Annotated in this window: 18 protein-coding genes; 7 read left to right on the top strand and 11 right to left on the bottom strand. The window is 63.4% G+C overall.

The genetic code is table 11. The features are described 5' to 3' along the window. Positions 1-47: 47 nt before the first annotated feature. The 4 genes from pstB to pstS all read right to left on the bottom strand — a co-directional run bounded on the left by pstB (position 48) and on the right by pstS (position 3,847). Positions 48-836 (bottom strand): phosphate ABC transporter ATP-binding protein PstB, encoded by a 789-nt coding sequence (gene pstB / locus APH42_RS13700; protein ID WP_012272766.1) that lies wholly within the window; start codon positions 834-836, stop codon positions 48-50. 50 nt (positions 837-886) lie between these two features. Continuing rightward, positions 887-1,780, bottom strand: coding sequence for a phosphate ABC transporter permease PstA (pstA, locus tag APH42_RS13695; RefSeq protein WP_012272767.1), 894 nt, complete (start codon positions 1,778-1,780; stop codon positions 887-889). Next, complete coding sequence (gene pstC, locus APH42_RS13690) at positions 1,777-2,745, bottom strand: phosphate ABC transporter permease subunit PstC (RefSeq protein WP_004574212.1); 969 nt, start codon at positions 2,743-2,745, stop codon at positions 1,777-1,779. Before pstC ends, pstA begins: the two co-directional genes overlap by 4 nt. Before the next feature lie 70 nt (positions 2,746-2,815). After that, positions 2,816-3,847, bottom strand: a complete 1,032-nt coding sequence (gene pstS, locus APH42_RS13685; RefSeq protein WP_012272768.1) for a phosphate ABC transporter substrate-binding protein PstS — start codon at positions 3,845-3,847, stop codon at positions 2,816-2,818. 181 nt (positions 3,848-4,028) lie between these two features. On the opposite strand from pstS, the gene ppk2 reads away from it, so the two are divergent. Further along, positions 4,029-4,946: a polyphosphate kinase 2 gene (gene ppk2 / locus APH42_RS13680; protein WP_012272769.1), complete on the top strand. Its 918-nt coding sequence runs from the start codon at positions 4,029-4,031 to the stop codon at positions 4,944-4,946. A 73-nt stretch (positions 4,947-5,019) separates the two neighbouring features. Here ppk2 and APH42_RS13675 read toward each other — a convergent pair whose 3' ends face one another. The 3 genes from APH42_RS13675 to APH42_RS13665 form a co-directional block, all read right to left on the bottom strand. Then, complete coding sequence (locus APH42_RS13675) at positions 5,020-5,253, bottom strand: hypothetical protein (protein ID WP_012272770.1); 234 nt, start codon at positions 5,251-5,253, stop codon at positions 5,020-5,022. Positions 5,254-5,337: 84 nt separating this feature from the next. Further along, entirely contained in the window at positions 5,338-5,775 is a 438-nt protein-coding gene (locus APH42_RS13670; RefSeq protein ID WP_060493511.1) for an MAPEG family protein, read from the bottom strand. Then, entirely contained in the window at positions 5,772-6,086 is a 315-nt protein-coding gene (locus APH42_RS13665; RefSeq protein ID WP_060493510.1) for a hypothetical protein, read from the bottom strand. The genes APH42_RS13670 and APH42_RS13665 overlap by 4 nt, the downstream gene beginning before the upstream one ends. Positions 6,087-6,191: 105 nt before the next feature. Between APH42_RS13665 and APH42_RS13660 the strand changes: the two genes are divergently transcribed. Beyond that, positions 6,192-7,007: a helix-turn-helix domain-containing protein gene (locus APH42_RS13660; protein WP_012272773.1), complete on the top strand. Its 816-nt coding sequence runs from the start codon at positions 6,192-6,194 to the stop codon at positions 7,005-7,007. Here the strand turns inward: APH42_RS13660 and APH42_RS13655 are convergent. The 3 genes from APH42_RS13655 to APH42_RS13645 all read right to left on the bottom strand — a co-directional run bounded on the left by APH42_RS13655 (position 6,997) and on the right by APH42_RS13645 (position 10,430). Then, complete coding sequence (locus tag APH42_RS13655) at positions 6,997-7,782, bottom strand: 2-keto-4-pentenoate hydratase (RefSeq protein ID WP_012272774.1); 786 nt, start codon at positions 7,780-7,782, stop codon at positions 6,997-6,999. The two genes, APH42_RS13660 and APH42_RS13655, sit on opposite strands and share 11 nt — an antisense overlap. A 117-nt stretch (positions 7,783-7,899) precedes the next feature. Then, positions 7,900-9,243, bottom strand: a complete 1,344-nt coding sequence (locus APH42_RS13650) for an MFS transporter (RefSeq protein WP_060493509.1) — start codon at positions 9,241-9,243, stop codon at positions 7,900-7,902. 44 nt (positions 9,244-9,287) lie between these two features. Then, entirely contained in the window at positions 9,288-10,430 is a 1,143-nt protein-coding gene (locus tag APH42_RS13645; RefSeq protein WP_060493508.1) for an iron-containing alcohol dehydrogenase, read from the bottom strand. 142 nt (positions 10,431-10,572) lie between these two features. Here APH42_RS13645 and APH42_RS13640 point away from each other — a divergent pair, with 142 nt between their 5' ends. The 5 genes from APH42_RS13640 (at position 10,573) to APH42_RS13620 (ending at position 15,383) form a co-directional block, all read left to right on the top strand. Beyond that, on the top strand, positions 10,573-11,514 hold the full coding sequence (locus tag APH42_RS13640) for a LysR family transcriptional regulator (protein ID WP_012272777.1): 942 nt from the start codon (positions 10,573-10,575) through the stop codon (positions 11,512-11,514). A 117-nt stretch (positions 11,515-11,631) separates the two neighbouring features. After that, complete coding sequence (locus tag APH42_RS13635) at positions 11,632-12,855, top strand: SfnB family sulfur acquisition oxidoreductase (protein ID WP_060493520.1); 1,224 nt, start codon at positions 11,632-11,634, stop codon at positions 12,853-12,855. A gap of 10 nt (positions 12,856-12,865) precedes the next feature. Beyond that, positions 12,866-13,531, top strand: a complete 666-nt coding sequence (locus tag APH42_RS13630; RefSeq protein WP_060493507.1) for a methionine ABC transporter permease — start codon at positions 12,866-12,868, stop codon at positions 13,529-13,531. Positions 13,532-13,557: 26 nt separating this feature from the next. After that, positions 13,558-14,328 carry a MetQ/NlpA family ABC transporter substrate-binding protein gene (locus tag APH42_RS13625; RefSeq protein ID WP_012272780.1) on the top strand — a complete coding sequence of 257 codons (771 nt, stop codon included), beginning with the start codon at positions 13,558-13,560 and terminating at the stop codon, positions 14,326-14,328. A 41-nt stretch (positions 14,329-14,369) separates the two neighbouring features. Next, on the top strand, positions 14,370-15,383 hold the full coding sequence (locus tag APH42_RS13620) for a methionine ABC transporter ATP-binding protein (protein ID WP_060493506.1): 1,014 nt from the start codon (positions 14,370-14,372) through the stop codon (positions 15,381-15,383). On the opposite strand, the gene metC is transcribed toward APH42_RS13620, so the two are convergent. Next, positions 15,384-18,074, bottom strand: a complete 2,691-nt coding sequence (gene metC, locus APH42_RS13615; protein WP_060493505.1) for a cystathionine beta-lyase — start codon at positions 18,072-18,074, stop codon at positions 15,384-15,386. Positions 18,075-18,091 lie beyond the last annotated feature (17 nt).

Here is an 18,091-nt window from a genome sequence, read left to right as displayed (position 1 = left end):
TGCAACCTCCCTGGCTGCGACACCCGGCCACCTTGGGCATGCATGGCTCAGCTGAATTTGCCGCTGATGTAGTCGCTGGTCAGTTGTTCGCGCGGGTTCTGGAAAATCTGCGCGGTAGGGCCCATCTCGACCAGGTAGCCGGTGCGCGTGCCCTGGGAGATATCGACCGAGAAGAACGCCGTGGTGTCGGCCACACGAATCGCCTGCTGCATATTGTGGGTCACCAGCGCGATGGTGTAGTCCTTCTTCAGCTCGACCATCAGCTCTTCCACCCGGCGGGTAGCGATCGGGTCGAGCGCCGAGCACGGCTCGTCCAGCAACAGCACTTCTGGCTCGGTGGCAATGGCACGGGCAATGCACAGGCGCTGTTGCTGGCCACCGGACAGCGACAGGCCGCTGACCTTGAGCTTGTCCTTCACTTCGTCCCACAGCGCGGCGCCTTGCAAGGCGTGCTTCACGCGGTCACCCAAGTCGCCTTTGTAGCGGTTCAGGCGCAGGCCGAAGGCGACGTTGTCGAAGATGCTCATCGAGAACGGGTTGGGCTGCTGGAACACCATGCCGATGTAGCGGCGTACCACCACCGGGTCAACGCCCTTGCCATAAACGTCCTGGCCCAGGAAGTGCACATGGCCTTCGAAGCGGAAGCCCTTCACCAGGTCGTTCATGCGGTTCAGGCTACGCAGCACGGTACTCTTGCCGCAGCCCGACGGCCCGATGAAGCCGGTGATCTCGTTCTTGCGGATCGGTACATGGCTGTCACGCACGGCCATGAAATTGCCGTAGAAAATCTTGTCCAGCTTGCAGTCCATGACGATCGGGGTAGCTTCACTGACCATGGGAGCGGCTCTTTGCGCAGTGGATACGTTCAAGTTGGATGCTCCCTTTCTCAATACTTGGGCTTGCCGAAGACTCGGCTCAGAATGTTGATGACCAGCACGATCATTACCAGCACCAGCGAGGCCGCCCAGGCGAGCTCGAGCTGGTTGTCGAACGGCATGCCGGAGAAGTTGTAGATCAGCACGGCGAGCGAGGCCGTAGGGTTCATGACCGCCAGGCTACCGTCGTGGTAGATCCAGTAGTTACTGAACAGTGCGGTGAACAGCAGTGGCGCGGTTTCACCAGCGGCGCGGGCCACGGCCAGCATCACGCCGGTGAGGATGGCCGGCAGGCCGGTGGGCAAAACAATCTTCCAGATCACCTGGGCGCGGGTGCAGCCCATGCCGTAGGCAGCGTCCTTCATGATCTTGGGCACCATCTTCATCGACTCTTCGGCGGTCAGCACCACGATCGGCAGCATCAGCACCGCCAGGGCCACACCGCCTGCCGGTGCCGAGTAGGTACCGGTGGTCATCACCACCAGGGCGTAGGCAAACACGCCGGCCAGGATCGACGGCAGGCCGGTGAGCATCTTGGCGGCAAAGCGCGCGGCGTTGGCCAGCTTGCTGTCCGGGCCTAGCTCGGCCAGGAACACCGCGGCCAGGATACCGACCGGTACCGCGATGGCGGCGGCAATACCGACCATGACGAACGTGCCGGCCATGGCGTTGCCAAAACCGCCACCCATCTCGAAGCCGGTGGGCGGCAACTCGGTGAACACTTCCAGGTTAAGGCGTGCACCACCACGAGTGATCAGCATGTACAGCACGGAAATCAGCGGCACGCTGGCCACCAGCGCCGCCAGCCAGGCCAGGGTGGTCAATACCAGGCTGCGCAGGGCACGGCCTTCCAGCTTGCGCTGCAGGCTGGGCAACGCGGCCACAGGGGTCGTCAAGTCAGTCATTGTTTGTTACCCCGCTGGGCGTAGAGCATGATCATCGAGCCGAGCACGTTCACCAGCAGCGTGATGAACATCAGCACCAGTGCCGCGTACATCAGCACTTCGACCTCGTTGGGGCCGGCCTCCGGGAAGTTCAGCGCCAACAGCGCCGCCAGGGTATTGGCCGGGGCGAACAAGGAAAGGGAAATGGTGTTGGCGTTGCCGACCAGCATGGCCAGCGCCATGGTTTCACCCAGCGCACGGCCCAGGCCCAGCACCAGCGATCCGAAGATGCCGGTAGCGGCCGATGGCACCATCACCTTGAGGATGGCTTCCCAATGGGTAGTCCCCATGCCATAGGCAGCCTGCTTGGTTTTCATCGGCACGCTGGTCAGCGCATCCTGGGAAACCGCAGCGATGGTCGGCAGGATCATGATCGCCAGTACCAGCGCCGCTGGCAGCAGGCCGGGGCCACTGAGGGAGGTACCGAAAAACGGGATCCAGCCCAGCTCGCTGTTCAACCAGGCGGTCAGCGGGCGAATTGCCGGGATGACCACATAGATGCCCCACAGGCCATAGACCACGCTGGGGATGGCGGCGAGCAGCTCGACGATGGTGCGAAACACCGCGGCGAGCTTGGCTGGAAGAAAATCCTGGGTAAGGAAAATGGCCATGCTGACGCCGAAGAAACCGGCGATCAACAGGGCGATCAAGGCGCTGTAAAGCGTACCCCAGATCGCTGGCAGAATACCGTACTTGCCTTGGTTGACGTCCCAGACGCTGCCAAACAGCACGTCAAAGCCGTGCTTTTCGATGCCAGGCAGTGCCTTGCGGCCCACTTCGTAGACCAGCGCGAAGACCAGCGCCAGCACCAGCACCACACCAATGCGCGCAAGCGCACGGAAGGTGCGATCGACCAGGAAGTCTTTCGCAGACGGTGGCTGGCACGCGGAGTCTGGGTTATCCGGTATGGCAAAGGGTGTGTTCATTGGCGAGTTCCGGGACAAGGGACAAACACCCCCGGCATGGCGTCATGCCAATACCGGGAGCGCCTGGGTATTACTGGATGTTGGCGGACGCTTTACGCACCTGGTCGACGACCGACGCAGGCAGCGGGATGTAACCCATCGAGTCGGCGATGGTCTGGCCTTTGGTCAGGCTGTACTCGACCATTTCACGCATGGCCTTGGCCTTTTCCGGGTTGCCGTTGTCCTTGCGGAAGATCATCCAGGTGTAGGAAGTGATCGGGTAGGACTTGGCGCCATCCGGGTCCGGCAGCCAAGCCACCAGGTTTTCCGGCATGTTCACCGCAGCCAGTGCTTCGGCACCGCTCTCGGCATTCGGCACGACGTATTGGCCAGCCTTGTTCTGCAGCACGGCGAAGTCGACCTTGGCCAGCTTGGCGAAGCCGTACTCGATGTAGCCGATGGCACCTGGGGTCTGGCGGACGGTGGCGGTTACGCCATCGTTTTTCGGCGACTTGATGAACTTGTCGGTGGCCGGCCAGTTGACGGTGTTGCCTTCACCCAACCCTTGCTTGAAGTCAGCGTTGATGGCCGACAGGTGCTTGGTGAAGACCGCAGTGGTACCGCTGGAGTCGGCACGCACGACCACGGTAATCGGGGTGGCAGGCAGTTTCAGCTCAGGGTTGGCCGCGGCGATTTGCGGGTCGTTCCACTGGGTGATCTTGCCGAGGAAAATGTTGGAGTACACATCGCGTGGCAGCTTCAGCCCTTTCGGGTTGCCCGGCAGGTTGTAAGCCAGTACGATTTCACCGGCGGTCATTGGCAGCAACTGCACGCCTTCGCCAACCTTGGCAATGTCTGCTTCGCTCATGGCCGAGTCGCTGGCGGCGAAGTCGACGGTTTTGTTCAGGAAGTCCTGAACACCCGCCCCGCTCCCTTTGGACTGGTAGTCAACGGTGACGCCAGCGGTGTTCTTGCTGAAGTCCTTGAACCAGGTCAGGTAGATCGGTGCAGGGAAGCTGGCGCCGGAACCAGTCAGGCGGACGTTTTCTGCAGCAAAGGCTGCCGAAGTGGCGCAAAGGGAAACCGCAACGGCGAGTGCAGCAGACTTCATCAGGCGTTTCATCAAAAAGTGCTCCGTGTGATGGCCGGCACACTTTGCATCAGCTGTGTTACAGCTTTGTGACTGTTGAATGGCATCCGCGTGTTAGAGCGCTTTACCTGTGCCATGACGGCAACTTGATGTCATGCCTTGGTAACCGAAGCGGACTATCACTTGGCCATTTCCGCTAACGAGAGCCTTTGCCATGACCGCCACAGAACACGCCTTGATGCGGCGCATCCACCGCGAACTGCTTGACCACAGCGATGAAGAACTGGAACTGGAACTGGCCGAAGACGGCCATGACCTGAATGCGCTGTTTGATGAACATGTCGAGGATGGCAGCGAAAAAGCCGCACGCAGGACTTACTTTCGCGAGCTGTTCCGCCTGCAAGGGGAATTGGTAAAGCTGCAAAGCTGGGTGGTCAAGACCGGCCACAAGGTGGTGATCCTGTTCGAGGGCCGTGACGCGGCTGGCAAAGGTGGCGTGATCAAGCGCATCACCCAGCGCCTCAACCCCCGTGTCTGTCGGGTGGCCGCCCTGCCCGCCCCCAATGATCGGGAACGCACGCAATGGTACTTCCAGCGTTATGTTCCGCATTTGCCGGCGGCAGGCGAAATCGTGCTGTTCGACCGCAGCTGGTACAACCGTGCCGGCGTGGAAAAGGTCATGGGCTTTTGCAACGACGACCAGTACGAGGAGTTTTTCCGCACGGTACCGGAGTTCGAACGCATGCTCGCCCGCTCAGGCATCCAGCTGATCAAGTACTGGTTTTCCATTTCCGACCAGGAACAACACCTGCGCTTTCTCAGCCGCCTGCACGACCCGCTCAAGCAATGGAAGCTCAGCCCCATGGACCTGGAGTCACGCCGGCGCTGGGAGGCCTACACCAAGGCCAAGGAAATCATGCTCGAACGCACCCACATCGCCGAGGCACCCTGGTGGGTGGTACAGGCCGACGACAAGAAAAAAGCCCGGCTCAACTGCATCCACCACCTGCTGGGGCAAATGCCTTATGAAGAAGTGGAGGTGCCGATGATCGAGCTGCCGCAACGGGTCAGGAAGGAGGACTACATTCGCAACCCGACGCCGATGGATATCATCGTGCCGCAGATTTACTGACGCCTGTCAGCCCAACGCATTGGGGCCGCCTGGCGGCCCTTGGTTTTCTGCATGTATCAATGTTGCACTGGGCTCAACCAATTCCCGCGATATCCGCCTCGTCGGCATCCCGACAACGGTTGCGGCATGCACATTGAAACTCAGCTTCGGCGCGTGTCGGGTAGTGCAGGCTCAGACGCAGCTTTTCTTGCGTGTCATACAAGTCATAGCCCGCTGCCAATGTGGCGGGAAAGCCAAGGTTGCGTGGATAGATTTCTTTCTTGAGCGGCACCGCTGGAACCACCACAAAGCGCGTCTGCATGATCATCCCTCTCCCGGCAGTACCTAAGTATTAGTAGCAATGCGGGAAAGCATCAAGTTGACTCATGCAAACTTTGCTCTTTCGCCAGACTCAGTGAAGCAAACCCTTCAGTACCTTCAGCACGATGATTGCGCACAAGCCCAACAGGCAGACCACCCCGACGCCATAGAACAGCGTTCGCCAGGGCTGCACCCCCGCCAGATAGGCCCAAGTGTGCAGGGCCCTGGCGCAGGTGAACACGATGCTTAACCAGGCACCGAGCGCCGCCGGTGTGTCGAGGGCGATGGCCAAGCCACCAAGGGCGAAGAAGGACGGGATATTTTCCAGGTCATTGGCCCATGCCTTGGCTGCACGCAACACCTGCGGGCGTTCCGTGGCCTGTGCGGCGCGTTTGAATACAGCGGCGTCCTCCGGGTTGGTGAAGGCCACGAAACGCAAGCGGTGATAGCCCTGATAACAGGAAACCAACAACATCTTGAGAAACAGTACGACCACGCACAACGCGTACACCTGCAAGGCACCGCTCATGGCTGTCGCCCTCCGGCAACGCCTCGTATCACCAGGTACAACAACGGCCCCAGCGAAACGAAGACAACGGTCAGCAGCAGGTAAGGCAGCACCGCGACGCCGGCACTGCCCCGTAGTCGGTTGTCTTTGACCATCCACAGGCAAGCCAGCCCCGCCATGAGGTACAGGTCGATGACTACCTGGGCAGTGTCCGGCCGGGACAACTGCGCCAGCCCGAACGCCAGCAGTGATTGCTCGGCAATCAGCATCGTCCAGCCGGTATACAGCGAAAACAGCATCAGCACTGCCAGCGCGCAGATACGCAAGCCCATATCGTTCTCCTTGGTAGGGTTTGCGGGCACAGTAGTGGTAGGGTTGTTGGCGCTCAATGACCAGTGAGGTCATGTACATTGCACTCAAGGACGATCAGGCCACGCATGAATCAGCACCTGTTCCATCGCAATAGCCCTGCCCCACATACTTCGGCAGGCCAGCATCTACGCCACCTGCGTCGGCAGGCCAGCCTCAGCCAGCTGGACCTGGCGCTGCTGGCGGGGCTGTCGCAGCGCCATCTGAGCTGCGTGGAGACCGGCCGCGCCAGGGCCAGCCCGAGCACCTTGCATGCGCTGCTTTCGGCCCTTGGCGCGCCGTTGGAGCTGTGCAATGAAGTGTTCGTCGCTGCCGGCTACGCGCCCCGCTACGCGGCCTCGCCACTCGATGCGCCCGAGTTGGCGCTGGTGCATGCCGCCATTGAACACATCCTGCAGGTCAACAACCCCGCACCTGCGATCGTCATCGACAGCAACTGGGACGTCATCGCCGCCAATACCAGTACCGGGCTCTTGTTGGCGATGGCCGGCGTTACAGCACAGCCTGCCACAGGCCTCAACCTGCTGCAGACACTGCTCTGCCCCGGCGGCCTGGGCGATCATCTGGCCAATGCGCAAGAAATTCGCAGCGCTGCCTGGCAACGTGCGTCCAGGGAGGCGGCAGGCAACCCGGCGCTGGCAGAGCGCTTGGGCAAACTGCCGATTCCGGGCAGCCCGCTCGAAACGGCTGCCACACCAGTGCTGCTGACGCGTGTGCATAGCCCCTATGGCGAGCTGAGGTTCCTGTCCACGTTCACCACCTTCGGCATGCCGCTGGATATCACGGTGGAATCACTGCGCATCGAACACCTGATCCCCGCCGATCCACAGACCCGGCAGAGGATGCAGGCGGCGTTCGAGCAATGGTCGGCCGTTACAGCGTGAACGACAGCACCTGGCCAAGGAACCTGGCGCTTATCCGATACCCGGTTCCATCCAGGTCAAAGGGCTGGCACATGGCCCCCGTGGTCACCACATCACCTGCCTTCAAGGTCTCGCCGCGTTCGGCGGCATGTGCATAAAGGTGGGCCAGTGACACCAGCGGGTCGGTCGCCGCTTCGCCCGACAGGCCACGCGCCCGCAATTCACCGTCTACGTGCACCTCGGTGGTTTCGGCCAGGTCGGCCAACAGCGGTACAGCGATGCCTGCGCCCAGGCTGCTGCCGACCACCAGCGCCTCGAAGCCTACGTTGTCTGCCACAAAGCTCGGCCAGCCGACCGCCTTGCGGTCGACAAAGCGCGAGCGCACCACTTCGAAGGTGACGCAGGTAGCGCGGATGTCCTCACTGACCGGGGCCCGCCCAGCTTGTGGCGGGATATCACGGTCAAGCACGAAGGCGATCTCGCACTCGATGGTCACCGGTGTAATGGCCGGCAGTTGGATGTGTGCGCCATCCGCATGACAACGCCCCGCCTCCAGCTGGCCAATCAATGGCCGCGACAAGTTGGCTGCGCGCATGGCTGCGGGGCTGCCGACGCCCAGCTTCCAACCTGCGCGCTGGCCAGCGGCAGCGGCAAACAACTGGTCCTGGCTGTCATAACCTTGCTTCAACGTCTCAGGCTTGAGGCTGGCGGGCAGTTCCGTCAGCAGGTCACCACTGCGCCAGTGCTGCATTAACAGGGCTGCGGTGCGTTGGTGTACGAAGAGCGAACTGTTCATCAAAACCTCATGGAAATGGGCGATGGCGGGCAACAGATGCTAGGGCCTGAAATTGATGAGGGTAAATATATTGTCATGATGCCTGGCATAACAAGCCGTTATGAATCGACCTGGCAATCAGTGATCCGTTGAAACCGGCTGCTTCAGCAGCAGTACGTAAGCCATCGCCGCCACCGCCGCCACCGCGGCGCTGATCAGAAATGCCGAAGCGAACGAACCGGTCTGCTGGATGCTGAACCCGGTCACGATCGGTGCCACCGAGCCCGCCAGGTAGCCCCCGAAGTTCTGGATCGAGCCAAACGAGGCCACACGCTGGCTGTCGACCACGGTGTTGGCAATCATCCAGGCGGTGGAGCTGGCCATGTTCACGCAGAACAGCGCGCAACACAGCAGCGCCACGCTGAGCATGAAACCGCTACCGAACGACAGCGGAACGGTGAACGCCGCTGCCGCGAACAACGCCGTCACCACGACCCGCTTGCGGCTACCCAGCACGCTGGCGCCGTTTTTCACCAGGCGGTCGCAGATGCGTCCCGCGACAATGGTGCCCAGCGCACCGAACACATAGGCCAGCGAAACCACCCAGGCCGTCTGGTACAGGCTCAAGCCATGCTCACGTTCGAAGTAGCCCGGCAACCAGGTCAGGTGCAGCCACAGCATGTAGATCACCCCCATGAAGCCCAATACAGCGCCCCAGGTGCTCTTGTGGCGGAACAACTCGGCCCACGCCGCCAGTTGTGCCCGCAGGCTCGGCCTGGCACTTGCCTCCGGCTGTTTACACGCCTGGGTCGCCAGCAGCCGCTCACGCTCTTCGGCAGGCAGTTCGGCCAGGTAGCGCGCCTTGCTTTTGTAGAAGGCGAACCAGCAGGCGGCGACCAAGATGCCAAACACCCCGGTGACGATGAACATGCCGCGCCAGCCCCAGGTGACCATCAGCAACGTGAGCAACGGCGGCGCCAGGCACGGCCCAATGCAGGTCGATGACAGTACGATGCCGGTCGGCGTCCCCCGCTTTTCGGCCTCGAACCATTCTGCCAGCGCCTTGGCCGCCGACGGGAACATCGGCGCTTCGCCAATCCCCAGCACCACCCGCAGCCCGATAAACGCTGAGAAACTGTTGATCAGGCCGGAAGCCGTCTGCGCCACCGACCAGCCCAACAAGGCCGCCCCCAGCGAGATCTTGCTGCCCAGGCGGTCGATGATCATGCCCAGGGGCAGTTGCGAAAAGGCATACGCCAGGGAAAACGCCGACAGCAGAATGCCCATCTGTGACGGCGTGATACCCATGTCGCGCTGGATCGACGTGTTGGCGATCGACAGCGCACTGCGGTCGACATAGTTGATGATGCCAATCACCAGCAACAGGCTAACGGTGATGACCTGGTACTTTCTGAAGGGGTTCGCGCTGGCGACCGCTTCCGGCGAACCTGCAAGCTCGGCTTGCGCATATTTGCTATTCATGGGCGTTCACTTTTGTTGTTATTGGAAGAACCGCAAGTAACGGCTTACATGGACGCTGCAAGCAACCCCTGGTAGTCCTCGGCAGACGCTTCGCGCGGGTTGGTGCGGTGGCTGTGGTCGGCCAGCGCGCCCTGGATGATCCGCGGGAACAGGTCCTCGCTGACGCCCAGCTCGCGCAGCCCGGTCGGCAGGCCCAGCGTGCGGGTCATGTTGCGGATGGCCTCTTCGATCTGGCTGTCGTCCGCCAACCCCATCGCCTGGGCGATGCGTTGCATCTTGTGCTCGTCAAGCACCGTTTCGGCCTGGCGGTTGAAGGTGATGACGGCAGGCAGGAAGATCGCATTGAGGGTACCGTGATGCAGGCGCGGGTTGATCCCGCCCAGCGCATGGCTAAGGCTGTGCACGCAGCCCAGGCCCTTCTGGAAAGCCAGCGCACCTTGCAGCGAAGCACTCATCATGTTGATGCGCCCGTCCAGGTTGCCCGGTTCGCGGGTGGCGCTCTCGATGAAGCGCCAGGCGCGCCACAGGCCGTCAAGGGCAATACCGTCGGCAGGCGGGTTGAATACAGGGGCCATGAAGGTTTCCAGGCAGTGGGCAATCGCATCCATGCCAGTGGCAGCCGTGAGCTGTGCCGGCAGGCCAAGGGTCAACGCCGGGTCACAGATGGCAGCCTTGGGCACCACATGGGGCGAGATCACCCCCACCTTGCGCCCGTCATCCAGAATCAGGATGGCGCCCCGCCCTACCTCGCTGCCCGTGCCGGCGGTGGTCGGTACCGCAATCACAGGCGCGGTTGCCGGGGTGATGCGGGCCAGGCCGCCCTCGATCACCGCAAAGCTTTTCAAGGGGCCATCGTGTCGGGCACACACCGCCACCCCTTTGGCCAGGTCGATCGCCGAGCCGCCGCCAATGGCGATGATGCCGTCACAGCCGCACTCCTTGAACATGGCCACGGCTTCACGCATGGCATTCTCGTTGGGGTTGGGTGGCGTACCGTCATAGATCGGCAGTTGCGCGGTGCTGTCGCCGAAGGTGTTCAACGCCGTATCGACAATACCGGCAGCGCGCACGCCTCGGTCGGTCACGATCAAAGGCCTGGTTATACCAATGCGCTCGCACTCGGCAGGCAAGCGGGCGATGGCGCCGATTTCGAATTGAATCTGGGTGACGTAGTTGATCAGGGACATAAGGCTTGGCAGGCTCCTGGCTTTATTGTTCTGGGCGTCTCAACCGCAAGGGAAGCGACGCTGTGCAGCGCCAGTATAGGAATGCACGGCTGGCCATGGTATTGAGAACAATCCATATCGGTATAACCAGGACGCATACCCGATGACCCCCTCGCTCAATTCGATCATGTCCCGCCTGCACGCCCGCCACCTGCGCTTGTTGATCGAGCTGGACGAGCACCGCTCGCTGCTCGGTGCAGCAGGCAGCGTCGGGCTTACCCAGCCTGGTGCCAGCAAGGCATTGCAGGAAATCGAAACCACCTTCGGCACCGTGCTGTTCAACCGCACCAACCGCGGGCTGGAGCCTACGGCCGCGGGGCACTGCGCCATCCGCTACGCCCGCGTGGTACAGACTGATATCGCCAACCTGCGGCATGACCTGGATGCCATCCTGCGTGGGGTTGGCGGCCGGCTGGCGGTGGGGGCGATCATGGGCGCCGTGCCGTTGCTGATGAAAGCCGTGTCTCAGTTGGCCGGCATCCAGCCGCAGATGTCGTTCGAAATCATCGAGGACACCAGCCAGTCATTGCTGGCGCAGATCGAGAGCGGCCGCCTGGACATCGCCCTGTGCCGCACCAGCGTCAGCAACACGCCACAGTTGTTCGCCAGCACCTTTGTCCAGGATGAGACGCTGGCGGTCATCGCCAACATCGACCACCCGTTAAAGCATGCGGCAAGCCTGAGCCTTGCCGAGCTGGCCGAGAGCCGCTGGATCGTGTACCGGGCCAACATGCCGATGCGCGTGCAACTGGAGCGCGAGTTCCACGATGCCGGGCTGCGCTTCCCGCTGCACCTGGTTGAAACCACCTCAATCCTGGCAACCTTGTCGTTGTTGCAAAACCGCCCTGACTTCGTCGCACTGGTGTCGATCGACGTGGCCCGGCAATGTGCGATGAATCAACAGGTCAGCATTCTGCCCCTGAGCATGGGCTCGGTCAGCGACCCCTACGAGCTGGTTACCCGTAAAGGCAGCCAGGCGACACCGGCCATGGACAAGCTCAGTGAACTGCTGCTGTTGCAGGGCCGACAGTGCAACAACAGTTAGTTGGGTTTTCAGGCAGAAACCCCTCGAAACCCTAAGTTAAAAGCCTGATTTCATTGGTTTTAAAGGTTGGCACAGCAGCTGCAACGTGAAGGTATCCGCCTACACGACGAGTTGCTCATGCCTGCCCCTACCGTATCCGCCAACTACGAAATCCGCACGCCAGCGGCGCACATCATTCGCGATGACGCCGAGGCGCTTGCCGTCGCCCATCAAGTCGCCGAACTGCTGCGCGAGGGCGCAGCCGAACGCGACCGCAACCGCGAAGTACCGGCCGACATCGTCGACGCCTTTTCCAACAGCGGGCTATGGGGCATCACCGTGCCGCGGGCCTACGGTGGCGCCGAAGTATCGTTCGCCACGCTTGCCCGTGTGATCGCCATCGTCTCCGCTGCCGACCCATCCCTTGGGCAAATTCCGCAAAACCACTATTGCCTGCTCGAAGACATACGCCTGCAAGGCACGCCAGAGCAGCAACGCTACTTCTACGACCTGGTATTGCAAGGGCACCGATTTGCCAACGCCCTGTCGGAAACCGGCGGCAAAACCGTCCAGGACATTCGCACACGCCTGGTCGCCGAGGGCGATGGCTACCGCATCGACGGGCGCAAAGGCTACTGCACCGGCTCGCTGTACGCCCATTGGCTCGGCGTGCTGGCCCTGGACGAGCAGGACCGTGCCCAACTGGCCTTCGTGCAACGAGGCAGCGCCGGCCTGGTGATCGTCGATGACTGGAGCAGCATGGGCCAGCGCACCACGTCCAGCGGCACGGTGCTGCTCGACGGCCTGCGGGTGCCGGCATTCAACCTGTTCCCCAGCTACCGCTCCTACGAAAGCCCGACCCTCGCCGGCCCCTTCGCTCAGTTGACCACAGCGGCCATCGACGCCGGCATCGGCCGCGCAGCGCTGGACGACACCCTCGCGTTCGTGCGTGAGCATGCCCGGCCGTGGATCGATGCCCAGGTCGACAAGGCCAGCGAAGACCCATTGACCATCATCCAGGTCGGCTCGCTGGAGATTCGTCAGGAAGCCGCCGAAGCCCTGCTCGAACGTGCAGGCCAGGCCCTGGATGCGGCCAAACCCGCCCCTGATGAAAACAACGTGGCCCTGGCTTCGATTGCAGTGGCCAAGGCCAAGGTACTGACCACCGAGGCCGCCATCGAAGCCAGTAACCGCCTGTTCGAACTGGGCGGCACGCGCTCGTCGCTGACCCGGCACAATCTCGACCGCCACTGGCGCAACGCCCGCGTGCACACCCTGCACGACCCGGTGCGCTGGAAGTACCACCTGGTCGGTAACTGGGCACTGAACGGCGTCAAGCCGCCTCGCCATGACTGGAACTGAGGCCACGCCAATGAATGACCTGCTGACCAACGTCGACTGGGCGGAAATCGCCCAGGCCTGCCTGGAAACGCTCAGCATGCTGGGCGCCGCACTGGGCTTTACCGTGCTCTTCGGCCTGCCCCTTGGCGTACTGCTGTACCTGACCGGGCAGCGCCAGTTACTGGCGCACGGCCCGCTGTACCGAAGCCTGTCGGTGGTGGTCAACGTGCTGCGCTCGCTGCCGTTCATCATCCTGCTGATCGTGCTGATTCCGCTGACCACCCTGCTGACCGGCACGTCGCTGGGCGTGAAGGGCACCATCCCGCCGCTGGTGGTCGGCTGCACGCCATTCTTCGCCCGCCTGGTAGAAACCGCGCTGCGCGAAGTGGACCGTGGCCTGGTCGAAGCCAGCCAGGCCATGGGCGGCAGCATCGCGCAGATCATCCGCTACACCTTGCTGCCCGAAGCGCGCACCGGGCTGATCGCGGCGGTCACCGTCACCGCCATCGTGCTGGTCGACTACACCGCCATGGCCGGTGTGATCGGCGGCGGCGGCCTGGGCGACCTGGCGATCCGCTTCGGCTACCAACGCTTCCAGACCGATGTGATGGTGGTCACCGTGCTGCTGCTGATCCTGCTGGTGCAGGTGCTGCAGATGAGCGGTGACCGCCTGGTAAGACACTTCACCCGCCGCTGAACCCCGACTCTTCTCAGGTACTGACCATGAAAAAGACCCTCACCGCCCTCGCCGCTTTCCTCGCCTTCAGTGCCCAGGCCGCCGAACACCTGGTGGTTGGCGCCACGCCGGTACCGCATGCGGAAATCCTCGAGTTCGTCAAACCGGCCCTGGCCAAGCAAGGGGTCGACCTGGACATCAAAGTGTTCAACGACTTCATCCAGCCCAACCTGCAACTGGCGCAGAAGAACCTGGACGCCAACTACTACCAGTACCGGCCATTCCTCAACGACTTCAACAAGACCCGGCACACCGACCTGGTGCCGGTGGTAGGCGTGCACATCGAGCCATTCGGCGCCTATTCGGCCAAGTACAAAACCCTTGCCGAGCTGCCCGATGGCGCCAGCGTCGCCATTCCCAACGACCCGGTGAACACTGGCCGTGCCCTGGTACTGCTGGCCGAGGCCGGGCTGCTCACGCTGAAAGACCCAGCCAACCCGCAGTCCACTCAGCGCGACATTACCGACAACCCCCACCACCTGAAGATCCGCGAACTGGAAGGCGCCATGCTGGCCCGCTCGGTGAAACAGGTCGACCTGGCCTTCGTTTTCGCCAACTACGCACTGGAGGCCGGCATCGACACCAACAGCGCGCTGATCGTTGAAAAAGGCAAGGACCTGTACGTGGAATACCTGGTCGCCCGCCCCGACAACCTGCAGGACCCGGGTATCCAGAAGCTGGCCAAGGCACTCAATTCCCCTGAAGTGCGCAACTTCATCCTGACCCGCTACAAAGGCCAGATCGCCCCTGGTTTCTGACCCCTGATGCCCTCTGGTGACGGAGGGCATGGAACCCGAACATGAGCCGTTACCAGCAGCAAATCCAGCCAACCGACGCGCACCTGTGCCTGCGCGGCATCCACAAACGCTATGGCGCCGTCAGCGCGCTCGACGCCATCGACCTGCAAGTGCGCCGGGGCGAGGTGTTCGGCATCATCGGCCGCAGCGGCGCGGGCAAGTCCTCGCTGCTTCGCATGCTCAACCGCCTGGAAGCACCCAGCGCCGGCCAGGTACTGATCGACGGCCAGGACATCGCCGGGCTGCAAGGCAAGCCCTTGCACGCGCTGCGGCGCAAGGTGGCGATGATCTTCCAGCACTTCAACCTGCTGGCCAATAGCACGGTCGCCCAGAACATCGAGCTGCCAATGCGCATGGCCGGGGTGCCGCAAGCACAGCGCAGCGCCCGGGTGGCGGAGCTGTTGCGCCTGGTTGGCCTGGCCGGCCGTGGCGGCGCCTACCCCGCGCAACTGTCCGGCGGCCAGAAGCAGCGCGTCGGCATTGCTCGGGCGCTGGTGCTGGAGCCGCAGATTCTGCTGTGCGACGAAGCGACGTCGGCGCTGGACCCGGAAAGCACCCAGGCGATCCTCGACCTGCTGCGCAGCATCAACCAGCGGCTGGGCCTGACCATCGTCCTGATCACCCACGAAATGCAGGTAATCCGTGATCTGTGCGACCGTGTAGCCGTACTGGAACAAGGCCGCATCGTCGAAACGGGCGCGGTGTGGGAAGTGTTCGGCAACCCGCAGCACGCCGTCAGCCGCACGTTGCTCGGCGAGGCCGCGCCTGCAGCACAGGCCATTGCTGCCGACAAACGCTACCTCGACCTGCACTACACCGGCGGCAAAGGGCTGAAGCCCGATCTGGCGGCCATCGGTGCCGCGCTGGGCGATGGGGTGAGCCTGTTCTCGGGCACGATCGCCCCTATCCAGGGGCGGTTCCTTGGGCAACTGCGCCTGGCCATCGCCAGCGCGACGCCAGACGACGAGCTGTTGCGCCAGGCCAGGTTGCTGGCAGACCGCGCCGACTGGGCCTGATCAGCGCAGCGCCTGGTCGAGGTCGCGCTGTAGCGAGCTGACCTCTTCCAGGCCCACGTGCAGGCGCACCAAAGCACCACGCACCGGGGTTGCGAAGCTGCGCTCACCCAGCTCGGCCAGGGTCACCAGGCTCTCGTAGCCACCCCAGGAGGCACCGATGCCGAACAGGCGCAGGCGATCGATGAACGCTTCTGCCCGGCCCAGGCTGGCGTCGGCCAGTTCGAGGCTGAGCAGGCCATTGCTGCCCTTGAAGTCGCGGCGCCACAGGGCATGCCCCGGGTGCTCCGGCAACGCCGGGTGATACACCCGCGCCACATCCTCGCGAGCTTGGAGCCACTGGGCGATCTCCAGGCCCTGGCGCGCGTGCACGGCCATGCGGCTGGCCAGGCTGCGCGCCCCACGCAGCACCAACCAAGCATCGTCCGGGCTGACCGTGCAGCCGCAGGTATCGCTGCTGCGCGACAACGCGGCGAAGGCCTCTTGGGTGGTGCACACGCTGCCCATCATCACGTCGCTGTGCCCGCCCACGTACTTGGTCAGGGCCATCACCGAGATGTCTGCGCCCAATGCCAACGGCTGGTACAAGTAACCCGAACCCCAGGTGTTGTCGACCGCCAGCAGGATCCCGCGCGGCTTGCACAACGCAGCCATGGCCGGCAGGTCAATGAGCTCGTACAGCAACGAACTCGGGCTCTCGCTGTAGACCATGCGGGTGTTCGGGCGCAACGCGGCCTCCAGGCCGTGGCCATCGGCGGCGAAATAGCTGACTTGCACACCGAACGGCTGCAGCAGCTCGCGCGCCAGGCGCCGCACCGGGCCATACACCCCATCGCTGAGCAGCACATGGTCGCCGGGGCGCAAGTAGGCGAGAAAGGCCTGAGTGATGGCTTGCAGCCCGGTAACGAACAACTTGCAGCGGTAGCCGCCTTCCAGTTCGCTGACCAGGTCTTCGAGGGCAAAGGCCGTGGGGTTGCCACGGGCACCGTAGCTGAGCACCCGTTGCTGGTCCCGATGGCTGCGCGCTTCACGCTGTTCGGCGACGCTGTCGAACAGCACGGTACTCAGGCGGCTGACCGGTGGGTTGACGCCGTGGGCCCCTTGGCCCGATTCGCCACGCCCGGCATGCACCAGCCGTGTAGCGACCGGGTCGCTGTGCGTCAGGGGTGTGAAGCTGGCAACCTCGGCGGCGCTCATCTGTGCGATCAGCCCGGTCTCCCAGGCCAGGTAGCGGCGTGCCGCCTCCTTGTTGCCGGCGTGTCGGTCATGGACGAAGAACAGGAAATCGATGCAGGCGGCGTCTGGCAACGAGGTGTCGTCCGCGGCCTGCGGCCACTCGGCCAGCAACGCCTGGGGGAACAGGCGCGCAGCGCGACGTTGTGTATCTGGCAGTTCGCTGGCAGCCAACTCGGCGACGCGAGGGTCGTCGGCAATGAACACCAGGCGCCCAGACTGCTCACGCACCTGCTCGGCCAGCCCTGGGCGGATCGCCCACTGCGCGCCGCGCAGGTGGCGCTGGCGGTAGGCCGTGCTCGGGCGCAGGTCCAGCAGCAAGGCACCCTCCAGTTCTGCAGCGCTGGCTTCGGCCAAGGTTACCGCCAGCGGCGGCTGTGCCGGCAATGCCAAGCCACTGCCCAGGCCGCCTTCGAGGACGTACGCATCATGCCCCATCTGCCGCAGCCAGCTGGCCACCACCGGGGCACGCACGCCGTCGCCATCGAACAGCACCACGCGCGCCTTGCGCACGCCAATGTACAAGTCGGTGCCCTGCACCAGTTGCCCGCCTGGGCAATGCTGCGCGCCGGGCAGGCTGCCAGCGGTGAACTCCTCCGGGGTGCGCACATCGCACAGGAACAGCGTGCGTTGTGCATCCTGCTGCCAGGCCTGTACCTGCGCCGCTGCCACCCACTGCACCCCGGCCTTGTGCGCCAACCCCGTGGCGCGTGCCCGTTGCCGCCCCAGTGCCTGGCCGCTATGCGGCGGATACCCGCGTCGCCCCCCGTGCTCCAGTGGCAGGTCGACCAGGTACCAGCCCTGGGTGCCGTTCTCCAGGGCATAGACCGGGTTGTCGATGCCGAGGTTGATCAGGGTTTGCGCGCCGATGATGCTGCGGGTACGCCCTGCGCAGTTGATCACCACCGGTGTTTGGGGGTCATGCACCAGGTCCTCCAGGCGGTAGCCCAGTTCACCGTTGGGGCAGCAGGTGGCGCCGGGGATGTTCATCTTGGCGAACTCGTCCAGTGGCCGGCCATCGAGCAGTACCAGCGGCTTGCCCTGGCGTTGCCATTCGGCCAGCTCCTGGGCGCTGATGCGTGGGGTGTGGCAGGCATGTTCGACCAGTTCGCCAAAGGCCTTGGAGGGCAGGTGCACACCGGCGAACAATTCAAAGCCAGCGGCCTGCCAGCCCTGGCTACCGCCTTCGAGCCAATGCACGGCCTTGTAGCCCAGCGCCTGCAGGCGCTGCACGCCGCGCTGCGCCAGTTCGCCGCCGGTTGCGTCGTAGACCACCAGACGCACCAGCGGGTTGGGCGCCAGGCGCGGGGCCTCGATTTCCAGCCGGCTGTACGGCAGGTTCACGGCGTAGAACAGGTGAGCTTCGCCGTACTGGCCGTGCTCGCGCAGGTCGAACAGGGCGATTTCGTGGCCGTCGAACAGCCAGTCATGCAGTAGCGCGGGGGTGATGCTGGGAGTCATGGGACGCAGTCCGTGGT

Origin of the sequence: Pseudomonas sp. NBRC 111140, from assembly GCF_001320885.1 — a bacterium.
In the GTDB taxonomy this organism is placed as follows: Bacteria; Pseudomonadota; Gammaproteobacteria; order Pseudomonadales; family Pseudomonadaceae; genus Aquipseudomonas; species Aquipseudomonas putida_P.
Note: the sequence above shows the minus strand (reverse complement) of the source record. Positions and strands in the feature narration are given on the sequence as shown.

Coding starts and splice junctions, on each gene's coding strand:
- APH42_RS13635 (WP_060493520.1), top strand. CDS start 11,632: ATGCCTGCCCCTACCGTATCCGCCAACTACGAAATCCGCACGCCAGCG.
- APH42_RS13650 (WP_060493509.1), bottom strand. CDS start 9,243: ATGAATAGCAAATATGCGCAAGCCGAGCTTGCAGGTTCGCCGGAAGCG.
- metC (WP_060493505.1), bottom strand. CDS start 18,074: ATGACTCCCAGCATCACCCCCGCGCTACTGCATGACTGGCTGTTCGAC.
- APH42_RS13655 (WP_012272774.1), bottom strand. CDS start 7,782: ATGAACAGTTCGCTCTTCGTACACCAACGCACCGCAGCCCTGTTAATG.
- APH42_RS13665 (WP_060493510.1), bottom strand. CDS start 6,086: ATGGGCTTGCGTATCTGCGCGCTGGCAGTGCTGATGCTGTTTTCGCTG.
- APH42_RS13670 (WP_060493511.1), bottom strand. CDS start 5,775: ATGAGCGGTGCCTTGCAGGTGTACGCGTTGTGCGTGGTCGTACTGTTT.
- pstC (WP_004574212.1), bottom strand. CDS start 2,745: ATGAACACACCCTTTGCCATACCGGATAACCCAGACTCCGCGTGCCAG.
- ppk2 (WP_012272769.1), top strand. CDS start 4,029: ATGACCGCCACAGAACACGCCTTGATGCGGCGCATCCACCGCGAACTG.
- pstB (WP_012272766.1), bottom strand. CDS start 836: ATGGTCAGTGAAGCTACCCCGATCGTCATGGACTGCAAGCTGGACAAG.
- APH42_RS13640 (WP_012272777.1), top strand. CDS start 10,573: ATGACCCCCTCGCTCAATTCGATCATGTCCCGCCTGCACGCCCGCCAC.
- pstA (WP_012272767.1), bottom strand. CDS start 1,780: ATGACTGACTTGACGACCCCTGTGGCCGCGTTGCCCAGCCTGCAGCGC.
- APH42_RS13630 (WP_060493507.1), top strand. CDS start 12,866: ATGAATGACCTGCTGACCAACGTCGACTGGGCGGAAATCGCCCAGGCC.
- APH42_RS13660 (WP_012272773.1), top strand. CDS start 6,192: ATGAATCAGCACCTGTTCCATCGCAATAGCCCTGCCCCACATACTTCG.
- APH42_RS13620 (WP_060493506.1), top strand. CDS start 14,370: ATGAGCCGTTACCAGCAGCAAATCCAGCCAACCGACGCGCACCTGTGC.
- pstS (WP_012272768.1), bottom strand. CDS start 3,847: ATGAAACGCCTGATGAAGTCTGCTGCACTCGCCGTTGCGGTTTCCCTT.
- APH42_RS13675 (WP_012272770.1), bottom strand. CDS start 5,253: ATGATCATGCAGACGCGCTTTGTGGTGGTTCCAGCGGTGCCGCTCAAG.
- APH42_RS13625 (WP_012272780.1), top strand. CDS start 13,558: ATGAAAAAGACCCTCACCGCCCTCGCCGCTTTCCTCGCCTTCAGTGCC.
- APH42_RS13645 (WP_060493508.1), bottom strand. CDS start 10,430: ATGTCCCTGATCAACTACGTCACCCAGATTCAATTCGAAATCGGCGCC.